General features: G+C 55.9%; 9 protein-coding genes, 2 tRNA genes and 3 rRNA genes. 8 read left to right on the top strand and 6 right to left on the bottom strand.

Features of this window, described 5'->3' with window-relative positions:
* Window positions 1–2: 2 nt before the first annotated feature.
* The 4 genes from AB9L16_RS23355 to hemJ form a co-directional block, all read right to left on the bottom strand.
* Window positions 3–791: an SDR family oxidoreductase gene (locus AB9L16_RS23355; protein ID WP_041476677.1), complete on the bottom strand. Its 789-nt coding sequence runs from the start codon at window positions 789–791 to the stop codon at window positions 3–5.
* A 61-nt stretch (window positions 792–852) separates the two neighbouring features.
* On the bottom strand, window positions 853–1,800 hold the full coding sequence (locus tag AB9L16_RS23350; RefSeq protein ID WP_095181422.1) for a DUF805 domain-containing protein: 948 nt from the start codon (window positions 1,798–1,800) through the stop codon (window positions 853–855).
* An 80-nt stretch (window positions 1,801–1,880) separates the two neighbouring features.
* A complete protein-coding gene (locus tag AB9L16_RS23345; protein ID WP_056786714.1) occupies window positions 1,881–2,849 on the bottom strand; it encodes a nitronate monooxygenase family protein in 969 nt (322 codons plus the stop codon).
* A gap of 33 nt (window positions 2,850–2,882) precedes the next feature.
* Window positions 2,883–3,311 (bottom strand): protoporphyrinogen oxidase HemJ, encoded by a 429-nt coding sequence (gene hemJ / locus AB9L16_RS23340; RefSeq protein WP_039757756.1) that lies wholly within the window; start codon window positions 3,309–3,311, stop codon window positions 2,883–2,885.
* 134 nt (window positions 3,312–3,445) lie between these two features.
* On the opposite strand from hemJ, the gene argC reads away from it, so the two are divergent.
* Together argC and erpA are read left to right on the top strand one after the other, a co-directional pair.
* Window positions 3,446–4,480, top strand: coding sequence for an N-acetyl-gamma-glutamyl-phosphate reductase (argC, locus tag AB9L16_RS23335; protein ID WP_375122764.1), 1,035 nt, complete (start codon window positions 3,446–3,448; stop codon window positions 4,478–4,480).
* Between the two features lie 147 nt (window positions 4,481–4,627).
* Window positions 4,628–4,978, top strand: a complete 351-nt coding sequence (gene erpA, locus AB9L16_RS23330) for an iron-sulfur cluster insertion protein ErpA (protein WP_007918905.1) — start codon at window positions 4,628–4,630, stop codon at window positions 4,976–4,978.
* 69 nt (window positions 4,979–5,047) lie between these two features.
* Here the strand turns inward: erpA and AB9L16_RS23325 are convergent, their stop codons facing one another.
* Together AB9L16_RS23325 and AB9L16_RS23320 are read right to left on the bottom strand one after the other, a co-directional pair.
* Entirely contained in the window at window positions 5,048–6,139 is a 1,092-nt protein-coding gene (locus AB9L16_RS23325; protein WP_252876991.1) for an anhydro-N-acetylmuramic acid kinase, read from the bottom strand.
* A gap of 3 nt (window positions 6,140–6,142) precedes the next feature.
* Complete coding sequence (locus AB9L16_RS23320; protein WP_041476672.1) at window positions 6,143–7,567, bottom strand: peptidoglycan DD-metalloendopeptidase family protein; 1,425 nt, start codon at window positions 7,565–7,567, stop codon at window positions 6,143–6,145.
* Window positions 7,568–7,779: 212 nt separating this feature from the next.
* Between AB9L16_RS23320 and tyrS the strand changes: the two genes are divergently transcribed.
* The 6 genes from tyrS (at window position 7,780) to rrf (ending at window position 14,743) form a co-directional block, all read left to right on the top strand.
* Window positions 7,780–8,979, top strand: a complete 1,200-nt coding sequence (gene tyrS / locus AB9L16_RS23315) for a tyrosine--tRNA ligase (RefSeq protein WP_016772931.1) — start codon at window positions 7,780–7,782, stop codon at window positions 8,977–8,979.
* Window positions 8,980–9,531: 552 nt separating this feature from the next.
* Window positions 9,532–11,068 (top strand): 16S ribosomal RNA (locus tag AB9L16_RS23310).
* 81 nt (window positions 11,069–11,149) lie between these two features.
* Window positions 11,150–11,226, top strand: a tRNA-Ile gene (locus AB9L16_RS23305).
* 30 nt (window positions 11,227–11,256) lie between these two features.
* Window positions 11,257–11,332: transfer RNA gene (locus AB9L16_RS23300), tRNA-Ala, on the top strand.
* A gap of 247 nt (window positions 11,333–11,579) precedes the next feature.
* Window positions 11,580–14,473, top strand: a 23S ribosomal RNA gene (locus tag AB9L16_RS23295).
* Window positions 14,474–14,627: 154 nt separating this feature from the next.
* Window positions 14,628–14,743 (top strand): 5S ribosomal RNA (gene rrf, locus AB9L16_RS23290).
* Together the 16S, 23S and 5S rRNA genes with 2 tRNA genes alongside form the textbook arrangement of a ribosomal RNA operon.
* The last annotated feature ends 113 nt before the right edge of the window (window positions 14,744–14,856 follow it).

The raw sequence follows: 14,856 nt of genomic DNA, 5'->3' as shown, positions 1-14,856 counted from the left end.
TCCTAGCGGGGGCAGTAAGCTTTGTTGATCATGCCGACGATGGTGCGATTGAGCCAGCGCGAACCCAGCCGCGGCAGGAACGCCAGCCAGCGATTGCGTCGTCCCGGAATGATGATGGCGCGGTTTTTATCCAGTGCGCGTACGGCATGCAGTGCCACTTCTTCCGGACTCATCAGCGAGTGGCTGCTTTCGATCTTTTCGCTACTCATCTGTGCGGTACGGAAGAACGGTGTGCGCGTCGGGCCGGGGCACAGCACCGAAACTTTCACGCCGCTTTGTTTGAGCTCCACGCGCAGGGCTTCGGAAAAATGCAGCACATAGGCTTTGCTGGCGTAGTACGTGCTCATCCATGGGCCGGGGCTGTACGCAGCCACCGAGGCGACATTGAGGATCTGCCCGCCACCCAGCAGCGCCATGCTGTTGCCCACCGCATGACAGAGGCGGGTGAGGGCGAGAATGTTGACCTCGATGAGGTCCTGCTCGGTCATCCAGTCCTGCGCGAGGAATGGCCCGCAAGTGCCGATGCCGGCGCAGTTGACCAGTAGATCGATCTGCCGGTCACCTTCTTCGAGCTCCAGCAAAAAACCGGAAAGGCGCAACGGTTCGCCGAGGTCGCAGGCGCGAAACAATACTTCGACATCGAAGCGCTGGGTCAGCTCGATGGCGATACTTTCCAGCTGATCACGCTGCCGTGCCACCAGAATCAGGCTGCGGCCGCGCCGGGCCAGTGCTTCGGCCATGGCCAGGCCGATGCCGCTGGAAGCACCGGTGATCAGAGCGTAACGGGTCATGCAGTTCTCCATCGCAACAGCTCCGCGCCGGCGACGCGGTTGTCGCGGCAGGGAGCGCTGTTCATTCTTGCGCAGAGTCTACAGGGGCCTGCGCCGGTTCGGCTGCCTCGTCGGCGGAAATCACTGGCGGTTCGACGACCTCAACTTCGTCGGTGGTCACCGCGCCGCTGTCATAGCTGCTCTCCAGATTGCTTTCATATTCTTCCTGCACAGCCGAGAAGCCGCCAAGAAGGCCTCCGGCAAAAATCAGTGCGAAGAATACGATCCATAACGAGCACAGCACTTTGACGGCCGTGCTGTTCGGCGGTGGCGGCGGCCCATAGCGGTTGGCGCCGGTATTGCCGGGTACGACCATCATTACCAGCGGGAAGAAACTGCCGACGAACGGCACCAGATTCAACAGCCACAGCCAGCCCGACCAGCCGATATCGTGCAGGCGCTGAACGCTGAACAGAATGCTGACGATCATGAAGCCGAGGAACAGGAAGACCGCCAGAATGCCGCCGAGGATCAGGCCGGTAGTCGAGTCGCCGCTGACCAGGCCCAGCGCAATCAAGGCAAACACGCCGACGATGGGCAGGGTCACCAGGCTCAAGACCATGGTCCAGGCGAGAAAGCGCAGGCGACCGATCCGGCCTTCGACGCTGAATGGCTTGAGCGTGGCGAATGGCGGCAGGGCTTCACCGACATTGGCGCGCGGTGGGGCGTAAGGCGAGTCCGGTTCCGCCGCCGCTGCAGGGTTATCGTGGACATCCGCCAGATCCAGCTCAATGGTGGTTTCCGCTTCGATCCGCGCATCGATCCCGGTTTTGTTCAATGCCTGCAGATACGTCTGGGCATCGCTGTGGGACAGATCACGTTTGAGGGCGACGGTGCGGCCACTGAACAGGCGCTCGATGGCGGCCACATCGCTTTTGAACAGATCCGCCAGATTCAGTTTGGCGGTGGTGAGGTCGACGCCGGGCTGCAGCGCGCCGTCGAAGACGATCTTGTAACGGGTGTCGCTCATGGCCGAGGCATCCTTGTCGCGATTAGGTTTGCAGTAGTCAGTTCAAGGCCAGTCTGATAGCGACTGGCCGGGGGTATTGCTCAGCGCGGCCAGCGTTCCGGCAGCTGTGCGGCGCGCGCCTGAGCCTGACGATATTCTGCGTCGAGCCGTGCGATCAACTGATCCACGCTTGGCAGGTCACCAATCTGGCCAACACCCTGGCCCGCCGACCACACGGTCTTCCAGGCTTTGGCTTCATCGTTGATCGGCTTGAGCTTGTCGCCGAAGTTCACCTCGCCCTTGCCTTGCAGTGCCGCCATGTCGAAACCGGCCGCCTCCAGGCTCTGGCGCATGAAACTGGCCGGCACTCCCGACACTGCTGGAGTATGAATGATGTCGGCGGCCTTGGCTGTCAGCAGCATGTCTTTGTATGCGTCAGGCGCGTGACTTTCTGTGGTGCCGATAAATCGCGTACCGAAGTAGGCCAAATCCGCACCGAGCAACTGTGCGGCGAGAATCTCATGGCCGTGGTTCAGACATCCTGCAAGCAAGAGTGTCTTGTCGAAGAACTCACGAATCTCGGCAATCAGCGCAAACGGGCTCCAGGTACCAGCATGCCCGCCGGCACCGGCCGCGACGGCAATCAGCCCGTCGACACCGGCTTCAGCGGCTTTCTCGGCATGGCGCCGCGTGGTCACGTCGTGAAACACCAGACCGCCATAGCTGTGCACCGCGTCGACCAGTTCCTTCACCGCGCCGAGGCTGGTGATAACGATCGGCACCTTGTGCTCGACGCAAATGTCCAGATCCGCCTGAAGGCGCGGGTTGCTGTGGTGAACAATCAGGTTCACCGCATAAGGGGCCGGATTATCCAGCGTCGCCAGGCCCGCTTCGATCTGTTCCAGCCAAGCCTTGAACCCACTGCTTTCGCGTTGGTTCAGCGCCGGAAAGCTGCCGACCACACCATTGCGGCAGCAGGCGAGCACCAGTTCCGGATTGGAGATCAGGAACATCGGTGCCGCCACCACGGGCAGACGCAGACGTTGTTCGAGCAAAGCGGGCAGCGACATTGTGAACACCCCGAAGATTTTTATTGATTGAAGTTAGAACGGCTTGACCACGACCAGAATTACGATAGCCAGCAATATCAGAACCGGCACTTCATTGAACCAGCGATAAAAGACATGGCTGCGGGTGTTTTCGCCACGGGCAAAGCGTTTGACCTGCGCGCCGCACATGTGGTGGTAGCCGATCAGCAATACGACCAGGGTCAGTTTGGCGTGGATCCAGCCGCCCTGGCTGAAAAGGCTAGGGTTGAGGTAGATCAGCCAGCCACCGAAGATCAGCGTGGCGATCATCGCCGGGCCCATGATGCCGCGATACAGCTTGCGCTCCATGACGCTGAAGCGTTCCTGGCTGATCGTGTCTGCGCTTTGCGCGTGGTAAACGAACAGGCGCGGCAAGTAGAACAGTCCGGCAAACCAGCAGACGACGCTGACAATGTGAAACGCTTTGAGCCATAGATAGAGCATTTTTGGGTATTCCCTCATTCACGGTAGCCAGATAGTAGAGGCTTGAGCGTCCGCGCGTCACCTTGGCGGTTGTCGCAGGCGCGCGCGGCCCCTATTATCGACGGCTTTCCAGTGGGTTCGTTGAGGGCAGGTTTATGGTCAAGGTCGGTATCGTCGGCGGCACGGGTTACACCGGTGTCGAACTGCTGCGTCTGTTGGCACAGCATCCGCAGGCAGAAGTGGTCGTCATCACTTCCCGATCCGAGGCCGGTCTGGCCGTGGCTGACATGTACCCGAACCTGCGCGGTCACTATGACGGGCTGGCGTTCAGCGTGCCGGACGTGAAAACCCTTGGCGCCTGCAATGTGGTTTTCTTCGCCACGCCACACGGTGTGGCTCACGCCTTGGCAGGCGAGCTGCTGGCGGCGGGCACCAAGGTCATCGACCTGTCCGCCGACTTCCGTCTGCAAGACGCTGATGAATGGGCCAAGTGGTACGGCCAGCCGCACGGCGCACCGGAATTGCTGGACGAAGCGGTCTATGGTCTGCCGGAAGTCAATCGCGAGCAGATCAAGAAAGCGCGCCTGATCGCGGTACCAGGTTGCTATCCGACCGCAACGCAATTGGGTTTCCTGCCATTGCTGGAAGCAGGTCTGGCTGACGCATCGCGTTTGATCGCCGACTGCAAATCCGGTGTCAGTGGTGCCGGGCGTGGCGCGGCTGTAGGTTCTTTGTACTCCGAGACGTCGGAAAGCATGAAGGCCTACGCGGTAAAAGGTCATCGCCACCTGCCGGAAATTCGCCAGGGCCTGCGTCGCGCGGCGGGCAAGGATGTCGGCCTGACCTTCGTCCCGCACCTGACGCCGATGATTCGCGGTATTCACTCCACGCTCTATGCGACCGTAGTCGATCGCTCGGTGGATCTGCAGGCGCTGTTCGAAAAGCGCTACGCCAACGAACCGTTCGTCGATGTAATGCCAGCCGGCAGCCATCCGGAAACCCGTAGCGTGCGCGGCGCCAACGTGTGCCGCATCGCCGTGCATCGTCCACAGGATGGCGATCTGGTGGTGGTACTCTCGGTGATTGACAACCTGGTCAAGGGCGCCTCGGGCCAGGCGGTGCAGAACATGAACATTCTGTTCGGACTGGATGAGCGCTTCGGTCTGTCACACGCCGGTATGCTGCCGTAACGGCCGTCACAGGTCAGGCGCCGCAAGCTTGAAGCTCACCGCTTGAAGCTTGCAGCTGCCTTTCTAATAGTTGACCAATTTTCTAGGACAAGCGGATAATGCGCGTCATCACGCATTATGGCGGCGTAACGCCGGGAGATAGTCAGCATGAGCGTCGAATCCTTCACCCCCACGGCTTTGCAATTCACTCAAGGTGCTGCGCACAAGGTGAAGAGCCTGGTCGATGAAGAGGGGAATGATCGCTTGAAGCTGCGCGTATTTGTTACGGGCGGCGGTTGTTCAGGGTTTCAATACGGTTTCACCTTCGATGAAGACGTGGCTGATGACGACACCATTGTCGAGCGCGAAGGCGTGAGTCTGGTGGTTGATCCGATGAGTTTCCAGTACCTGGCCGGCGCGGAGGTGGACTACCAGGAAGGTCTGGAAGGTTCACGCTTTGTGATCAAGAACCCGAACGCGACAACGACTTGTGGTTGCGGGTCGTCGTTCTCGATCTGATCGCGCTTTACAGCACACAACAAAACGCCGCAGAGCCTTTCGGTTCTGCGGCGTTTTTGTTTCTGAAGGTTATGCCGGGTAGATGGCGCCGAGTACGCGCAGGCCGCGAGCGCCGGTGACGCTTGGCCGATTGGCGGCGATGCCTTCCAGGCAGCAATGGGCGAGCCAGGCGAAGGCCATGGCTTCCACCCAATCCGGATCAACCCCGTGAGTTGCGGTGCTGGCGACTTGGGTATTTGGCAGCAGGTCCGCCAGACGTTTCATCAGCGTGGCGTTGTGCGCGCCGCCGCCACAGACCAGCAGTTCCTGAGTGCCCGATTGAGCGCTTTGTAGCGACTCGACGATGGTCAGCGCCGTAAGTTCGAGCAGCGTGGCCTGAACGTCTTCGGCAGCGAAAGTCGGCAGACGCGATAGATGCTGTTCCAGCCATGGCAGATTGAAGACTTCCCGGCCCGTACTTTTCGGGCCTTTGGTCACGAAGAACGGGTCGCTTAGCAGTGCCTTGAGCAGGGTTGGTTCAACCTTGCCGGTTGCAGCCCATTTGCCATCCCGGTCATAGTTCTCGCCACGTTGCCGGTGAATCCAGGCGTCCATCAGAACATTTCCCGGGCCGCAGTCGAAACCGGCTACAGGTTTGTTCGGCTCAATCAGGCTGAGATTGCTGAATCCGCCGACATTCAAGACTGCCTGGTTACCAGTACGCTCTTCAAACAAAGCTTCGTGAAAGGCTGGTACCAGAGGCGCACCTTGGCCACCCGCTGCGACATCGCGGCTGCGGAAATCACCGACGACGGTAATACCGGTCAACTCAGTCAGCAGGGCTGGATTACCGATCTGCACGGTAAACCCGCGCGCCGGCTCATGGCGAATGGTCTGACCGTGGCTGCCGATAGCGCGGATTGCTTCGGGCTTGAGTTGTTGCTGCGCGAGGAGGGTGTGAATGCCCGACGCGGCAAGTTCGACCCAGTGTTGCTGGGCAATCGCCGAGCGGGCGATCTCGTCGGGGCCGCTGGCGCACAAGCCAAGCAGCTCGGCGCGCAGGGAGTCAGGCATTGGCAGGTAGTGGGTGGCGATCAGTTTGATCGCCGAGGTCTGCTCGATCAGGGCGATGTCCAGCCCGTCGAGACTGGTTCCGGACATCACACCGATATACAGGGCCATGGCTTAGCGCTTGCTCGAAGCCAGCATGGTGGCCTTCTCTTGATCCATGCGCGCCATCAGTGGCTGGCTCTGCGCGAGGAAGCGCGCGCGTTCGGACTTGGCGATCGGATCGGCCATTGGCAGCTTCTGGCCCAGCGGATCGACGTGAACGCCGTTGACCTGGAACTCATAGTGCAAATGCGGGCCGGTGGACAGTCCGGTGGTGCCGATATAGCCAATGACTTGACCTTGCTTGACGCTGCCACCGGTTTTCACGCCTTTGGCAAAGCCTTGCATATGGCCATAGAGCGTACGGTAAGTGTTGCCGTGCTGAATGATCACAGTGTTGCCGTAACCACCACGACGACCGGCCAGCAACACTTTGCCGTCACCGGCAGCCTTGATCGGCGTGCCTCGCGGCGCTGCGTAGTCGACACCTTTGTGGGCGCGGATCTTGTTGAGGATCGGGTGCTTGCGGCCCATGGAAAACTTCGAGCTGATGCGGGCGAAGTCAACAGGGGTGCGGATGAAGGCCTTGCGCATGCTGTTGCCATCGGCAGTGTAATAGCTGCTGTTGCCTTGTTTGTTGGTGTAGCGAACGGCGGTGTAAGTCTTGCCGCGGTTGGTGAAGCGCGCCGACAGGATCGGGCCGGTGCCGACGGCCTTGCCGTTGATGACTTTCTGCTCGTAGATCACATCGAATTCATCGCCCTGACGAATGTCCTGCGCGAAATCGATGTCGTAGCCAAAGACACTGGCCATGTCCATGGTCATGCTGTGAGAAAGGCCGGCGCGGGCTGCGGACTGCGACAGTGAGCTGTTGATGACACCGTGGACGTAGGCAGTGCGAACAGTTGGCTTGGCAGTCACTCGGTTGAACGAATAACCCTTGTCATTCTTGGTCAGGGTGATGGTTTCAACGTCGCTGACCTTGCTGTGCAGGCTGGTCAACTGGCCTTCCGGACTCAGTTCGAACTCGAGTTTCTGGCCACGCTTGAGCTGGCTGAACTGTTTGGCTTGCTTGTCGCTTGCCAGTACTTCGTGCACGGAGGCTGCAGGCAGACCGACTTTTTCAAACAGGGTAGACAGCGTATCGCCTTTGGAAACCACGACTTCACGGTGCCCAGGCTCTTTCGGTTTCTCAGCAGGCGCCACAGGTGCTGGCGCGGTTTCAGCGGTTTGCGCGGCGTTTTCGTCGCTGTTTTCGATTTGGGCGAACGGCGAAGCTGCGGGCTCGTTTGTGGCTTGAGCCGCATCGGCAGCGTCTTGATCTTGTGTCAGTTGTTCAGCAGGACTTTCCAGTTCAAGACTCAGAGTCGTCTTTTTGGCTTCAACATCGCTGGAGGGAAATACCAGCAGCGCCAGGCTGAGAAGGGCGGCGATTCCACTTGCGGCGAGCAGGTGGGTCTTCGGGTAAAGCGGGGGCGCTTTAGACGGTTCTGTGGTCATAGGTAATTTTTGACTTTGAAATAGATGAATTGGAAAAGATGAATGACATGATGAAGATGAAATAACTGTATAAAATATAACCAAATCATCGCTGAAGCAAGTCTACAGACCTCGGGTCTGTGGATTGGTGTCCGTGCGCCGGGCAAAACTTGTAATTGGTGCGCGTTCTTGTATGGTTGGTTCCCTTTGAATCTGAGCCTTGCGGGTCTGTTATGAAGTCGGTTGAAGAGCAGCTAGCGCTGATTAAACGTGGTGCGGAAGAACTGTTGGTCGAGTCCGAGCTGGTCGAGAAGCTCAAGCGCGGCCAACCGCTGCGTATCAAGGCTGGTTTCGATCCAACCGCTCCGGATCTGCATCTGGGTCATACGGTGCTTATTAATAAGCTGCGCCAGTTCCAGGAGCTGGGGCACCAGGTCATCTTCCTTATAGGTGACTTCACCGGGATGATCGGCGATCCAAGTGGCAAAAGCGCAACGCGTCCACCGCTGACGCGTGAACAGGTTCTGGAAAATGCTGAGACTTACAAGACTCAGGTTTTCAAAATCCTTGATCCGGCGAAAACCGAAGTTGCCTTCAACTCCACTTGGATGGACAAGATGGGGCCGGCGGATTTCATTCGCCTGACTTCGCAATACACGGTCGCTCGCATGCTTGAGCGCGATGACTTCGACAAGCGCTACACCACCAACCAGCCAATCGCTATTCACGAATTCCTCTATCCGCTGGTTCAGGGTTATGACTCGGTCGCGCTGCGCGCCGATGTCGAGCTGGGCGGTACCGATCAGAAATTCAACCTGCTGATGGGGCGTGAGTTGCAGCGTGGGTATGGTCAGGAGGCACAGTGCATTCTGACGATGCCATTGCTGGAAGGTCTGGATGGCGTGAAGAAGATGTCCAAGTCGCTGGGCAACTATGTCGGTATCCAGGAAGCACCAGGCGTTATGTACAGCAAGCTGGTTTCCATCCCGGATGCGCTGATGTGGCGTTACTTCGAGTTGCTCAGCTTTCGCTCGATGGATGAGATCAACGCCTTCCGGGCTGACGTCGAAGCTGGAGCGAATCCACGCGACATCAAAATCAAGCTGGCTGAAGAGATCGTTGCGCGCTTCCATGGTGAAGAGGCTGCGGCGAATGCTCACCGAGGCGCCGGCAACCGCATGAAGGATGGCGAGCTTCCAGATGACTTGCCTGAGATCGAGCTGTCTTCGGTTGAGGATATGCCGATCGCTGCCGTCCTTAATAAGGCAGGCCTGGTGAAGAACTCGGCGGCGGCGCGTGATCTGTTGGCGGCGGGCGGAGTCCGGGTCGATGGTGAAGTGGTTGATCGCTCCTTTATATATGTACTGGGCACGACTCACGTCTGTCAGGCCGGCAAGAAGGCTTTTGCACGTATTACGCTGAAATCTGAATAAAGTTGAAATTGGGGTTGACGGCGAATTTTAGAAGTCTATAATTCGCCCCACTTCCGGCGCAGTCGAAACGGAAAACTCCTTGAGATTCAAAGAGTTAAGCGGTTTTCGACAGCGACTTGCTTCAGATCATCGAAGCCTGGAAGGAGTTGAAAGAGCAGTGATGTTTGGCTCTTTTAACGGTTCGATCTTCTCGGTCGAAAGCGGAGAAAAAGAGGTGTTGACAGCAGCGATTAACGCTGTAGAATTCGCCTCCCGCTAACGAGAGATCGGAAGCGCAAGTGGTTGAAGTTGTTGAAGAATTCTTCGAAAACTTCTGAAAATAATCACTTGACAGCAAATGAGGCTGCTGTAGAATGCGCGCCTCGGTTGAGACGAAAGATCTTAACCAACCGCTCTTTAACAACTGAATCAAGCAATTCGTGTGGGTGCTTGTGCAGTCAGACTGATAGTCAACAAGATTATCAGCATCACAAGTTACTCCGCGAGAAATCAAAGATGTAACCAACGATTGCTGAGCCAAGTTTAGGGTTTCTTAAAAACCCAAAGATGTTTGAACTGAAGAGTTTGATCATGGCTCAGATTGAACGCTGGCGGCAGGCCTAACACATGCAAGTCGAGCGGATGAAAGGAGCTTGCTCCTGGATTCAGCGGCGGACGGGTGAGTAATGCCTAGGAATCTGCCTGGTAGTGGGGGACAACGTTTCGAAAGGAACGCTAATACCGCATACGTCCTACGGGAGAAAGCAGGGGACCTTCGGGCCTTGCGCTATCAGATGAGCCTAGGTCGGATTAGCTAGTTGGTGAGGTAATGGCTCACCAAGGCGACGATCCGTAACTGGTCTGAGAGGATGATCAGTCACACTGGAACTGAGACACGGTCCAGACTCCTACGGGAGGCAGCAGTGGGGAATATTGGACAATGGGCGAAAGCCTGATCCAGCCATGCCGCGTGTGTGAAGAAGGTCTTCGGATTGTAAAGCACTTTAAGTTGGGAGGAAGGGTTGTAGATTAATACTCTGCAATTTTGACGTTACCGACAGAATAAGCACCGGCTAACTCTGTGCCAGCAGCCGCGGTAATACAGAGGGTGCAAGCGTTAATCGGAATTACTGGGCGTAAAGCGCGCGTAGGTGGTTTGTTAAGTTGGATGTGAAATCCCCGGGCTCAACCTGGGAACTGCATCCAAAACTGGCAAGCTAGAGTATGGTAGAGGGTGGTGGAATTTCCTGTGTAGCGGTGAAATGCGTAGATATAGGAAGGAACACCAGTGGCGAAGGCGACCACCTGGACTGATACTGACACTGAGGTGCGAAAGCGTGGGGAGCAAACAGGATTAGATACCCTGGTAGTCCACGCCGTAAACGATGTCAACTAGCCGTTGGGAGCCTTGAGCTCTTAGTGGCGCAGCTAACGCATTAAGTTGACCGCCTGGGGAGTACGGCCGCAAGGTTAAAACTCAAATGAATTGACGGGGGCCCGCACAAGCGGTGGAGCATGTGGTTTAATTCGAAGCAACGCGAAGAACCTTACCAGGCCTTGACATCCAATGAACTTTCCAGAGATGGATTGGTGCCTTCGGGAACATTGAGACAGGTGCTGCATGGCTGTCGTCAGCTCGTGTCGTGAGATGTTGGGTTAAGTCCCGTAACGAGCGCAACCCTTGTCCTTAGTTACCAGCACGTAATGGTGGGCACTCTAAGGAGACTGCCGGTGACAAACCGGAGGAAGGTGGGGATGACGTCAAGTCATCATGGCCCTTACGGCCTGGGCTACACACGTGCTACAATGGTCGGTACAAAGGGTTGCCAAGCCGCGAGGTGGAGCTAATCCCATAAAACCGATCGTAGTCCGGATCGCAGTCTGCAACTCGACTGCGTGAAGTCGGAATCGCTAGTAATCGCGAATCAGAATGTCGCGGTGAATACGTTCCCGGGCCTTGTACACACCGCCCGTCACACCATGGGAGTGGGTTGCACCAGAAGTAGCTAGTCTAACCTTCGGGGGGACGGTTACCACGGTGTGATTCATGACTGGGGTGAAGTCGTAACAAGGTAGCCGTAGGGGAACCTGCGGCTGGATCACCTCCTTAATCGACGACATCAGCTGCTGCATGAGCTCCCACACGAATTGCTTGATTCATTGAAGAAGACGATAGAAGCAGCCCGAAATTGGGTCTGTAGCTCAGTTGGTTAGAGCGCACCCCTGATAAGGGTGAGGTCGGCAGTTCGAATCTGCCCAGACCCACCAATTTTGTGTGGGAAACGCCTGTAGAAATACGGGGCCATAGCTCAGCTGGGAGAGCGCCTGCCTTGCACGCAGGAGGTCAGCGGTTCGATCCCGCTTGGCTCCACCACTACTGCTTCTGAAGTTTGAAAGCTTAGAAATGAGCATTCCACCGGTTTGGTGATGAATGTTGATTTCTAGTCTTTGACTAGATCGTTCTTTAAAAATTTGGGTATGTGATAGAAAGATAGACTGAACGTTACTTTCACTGGTAACGGATCAGGCTAAGGTAAAATTTGTGAGTTCTCTTAGTTGAGAAATTCGAATTTTCGGCGAATGTCGTCTTCACAGTATAACCAGATTGCTTGGGGTTATATGGTCAAGTGAAGAAGCGCATACGGTGGATGCCTTGGCAGTCAGAGGCGATGAAAGACGTGGTAGCCTGCGAAAAGCTTCGGGGAGTCGGCAAACAGACTTTGATCCGGAGATGTCTGAATGGGGGAACCCAGCCATCATAAGATGGTTATCTTGTACTGAATACATAGGTGCAAGAGGCGAACCAGGGGAACTGAAACATCTAAGTACCCTGAGGAAAAGAAATCAACCGAGATTCCCTTAGTAGTGGCGAGCGAACGGGGACTAGCCCTTAAGTGGCTTTGAGATTAGCGGAACGCTCTGGAAAGTGCGGCCATAGTGGGTGATAGCCCTGTACGCGAAAATCTCTTGGTCATGAAATCGAGTAGGACGGAGCACGAGAAACTTTGTCTGAATATGGGGGGACCATCCTCCAAGGCTAAATACTACTGACTGACCGATAGTGAACTAGTACCGTGAGGGAAAGGCGAAAAGAACCCCGGAGAGGGGAGTGAAATAGATCCTGAAACCGTATGCGTACAAGCAGTGGGAGCAGACTTTGTTCTGTGACTGCGTACCTTTTGTATAATGGGTCAGCGACTTATTTTCAGTGGCGAGCTTAACCGAATAGGGGAGGCGTAGCGAAAGCGAGTCTTAATAGGGCGTCTAGTCGCTGGGAATAGACCCGAAACCGGGCGATCTATCCATGGGCAGGTTGAAGGTTAGGTAACACTGACTGGAGGACCGAACCGACTACCGTTGAAAAGTTAGCGGATGACCTGTGGATCGGAGTGAAAGGCTAATCAAGCTCGGAGATAGCTGGTTCTCCTCGAAAGCTATTTAGGTAGCGCCTCATGTATCACTGTAGGGGGTAGAGCACTGTTTCGGCTAGGGGGTCATCCCGACTTACCAAACCGATGCAAACTCCGAATACCTACAAGTGCCGAGCATGGGAGACACACGGCGGGTGCTAACGTCCGTCGTGAAAAGGGAAACAACCCAGACCGTCAGCTAAGGTCCCAAAGTTATGGTTAAGTGGGAAACGATGTGGGAAGGCTTAGACAGCTAGGAGGTTGGCTTAGAAGCAGCCACCCTTTAAAGAAAGCGTAATAGCTCACTAGTCGAGTCGGCCTGCGCGGAAGATGTAACGGGGCTCAAACCATACACCGAAGCTACGGGTATCACCTTCGGGTGATGCGGTAGAGGAGCGTTCTGTAAGCCTGTGAAGGTGAGTTGAGAAGCTTGCTGGAGGTATCAGAAGTGCGAATGCTGACATGAGTAACGACAATGGGTGTGAAAAACACCCACGCCGAAAGACCAAGGTTTCCTGCGCAACGTTAATCGACGCAGGGTTAGTCGGTCCCTAAGGCGAGGCTGAAAAGCGTAGTCGATGGAAAACAGGTTAATATTCCTGTACTTCTGGTTATTGCGATGGAGGGACGGAGAAGGCTAGGCCAGCTTGGCGTTGGTTGTCCAAGTTTAAGGTGGTAGGCTGAGATCTTAGGTAAATCCGGGATCTTAAGGCCGAGAGCTGATGACGAGTGTTCTTTTAGAACACGAAGTGGTTGATGCCATGCTTCCAAGAAAAGCTTCTAAGCTTCAGGTAACCAGGAACCGTACCCCAAACCGACACAGGTGGTTGGGTAGAGAATACCAAGGCGCTTGAGAGAACTCGGGTGAAGGAACTAGGCAAAATGGCACCGTAACTTCGGGAGAAGGTGCGCCGGTGAGGGTGAAGGACTTGCTCCGTAAGCTCATGCCGGTCGAAGATACCAGGCCGCTGCGACTGTTTATTAAAAACACAGCACTCTGCAAACACGAAAGTGGACGTATAGGGTGTGACGCCTGCCCGGTGCCGGAAGGTTAATTGATGGGGTTAGCTAACGCGAAGCTCTTGATCGAAGCCCCGGTAAACGGCGGCCGTAACTATAACGGTCCTAAGGTAGCGAAATTCCTTGTCGGGTAAGTTCCGACCTGCACGAATGGCGTAACGATGGCGGCGCTGTCTCCACCCGAGACTCAGTGAAATTGAAATCGCTGTGAAGATGCAGTGTATCCGCGGCTAGACGGAAAGACCCCGTGAACCTTTACTATAGCTTTGCACTGGACTTTGAATTTGCTTGTGTAGGATAGGTGGGAGGCTTTGAAGCGTGGACGCCAGTTCGCGTGGAGCCATCCTTGAAATACCACCCTGGCAACTTTGAGGTTCTAACTCAGGTCCGTTATCCGGATCGAGGACAGTGTATGGTGGGTAGTTTGACTGGGGCGGTCTCCTCCTAAAGAGTAACGGAGGAGTACGAAGGTGCGCTCAGACCGGTCGGAAATCGGTCGTAGAGTATAAAGGCAAAAGCGCGCTTGACTGCGAGACAGACACGTCGAGCAGGTACGAAAGTAGGTCTTAGTGATCCGGTGGTTCTGTATGGAAGGGCCATCGCTCAACGGATAAAAGGTACTCCGGGGATAACAGGCTGATACCGCCCAAGAGTTCATATCGACGGCGGTGTTTGGCACCTCGATGTCGGCTCATCACATCCTGGGGCTGAAGCCGGTCCCAAGGGTATGGCTGTTCGCCATTTAAAGTGGTACGCGAGCTGGGTTTAGAACGTCGTGAGACAGTTCGGTCCCTATCTGCCGTGGACGTTTGAGATTTGAGAGGGGCTGCTCCTAGTACGAGAGGACCGGAGTGGACGAACCTCTGGTGTTCCGGTTGTCACGCCAGTGGCATTGCCGGGTAGCTATGTTCGGGAAAGATAACCGCTGAAAGCATCTAAGCGGGAAACTTGCCTCAAGATGAGATCTCACTGGAACCTTGAGTTCCCTGAAGGGCCGTCGAAGACTACGACGTTGATAGGTTGGGTGTGTAAGCGCTGTGAGGCGTTGAGCTAACCAATACTAATTGCCCGTGAGGCTTGACCATATAACACCCAAGCAATTTGCTGACCTGAAAAGGCACCAGATTGCGGTGTGTGAAGACGAAACGAACCGAAAGTTCGAAACTCACAAACACCTAGCTGTCACATACCCAATTTGCTGAAGCGAGGCCATCTGGTCCCGAGTCAGTACCCGAATTTCTTGACGACCATAGAGCGTTGGAACCACCTGATCCCATCCCGAACTCAGCAGTGAAACGATGCATCGCCGATGGTAGTGTGGGGTTTCCCCATGTGAGAGTAGGTCATCGTCAAGATTAAATTCCGAAACCCCAATTGCGAAAGCAGTTGGGGTTTTGTTTTGCCTGCGAGAAATGTGTCCGCTTGATTTCTATGCAACGGCCCGGGGCATGGCTATTATGCGGGCCTC

The sequence above is a fragment of the Pseudomonas sp. LW8 genome (assembly GCF_041956865.1).
GTDB lineage: Bacteria > Pseudomonadota > Gammaproteobacteria > Pseudomonadales > Pseudomonadaceae > Aquipseudomonas > Aquipseudomonas siliginis.
Note: the sequence above shows the minus strand (reverse complement) of the source record. Positions and strands in the feature narration are given on the sequence as shown.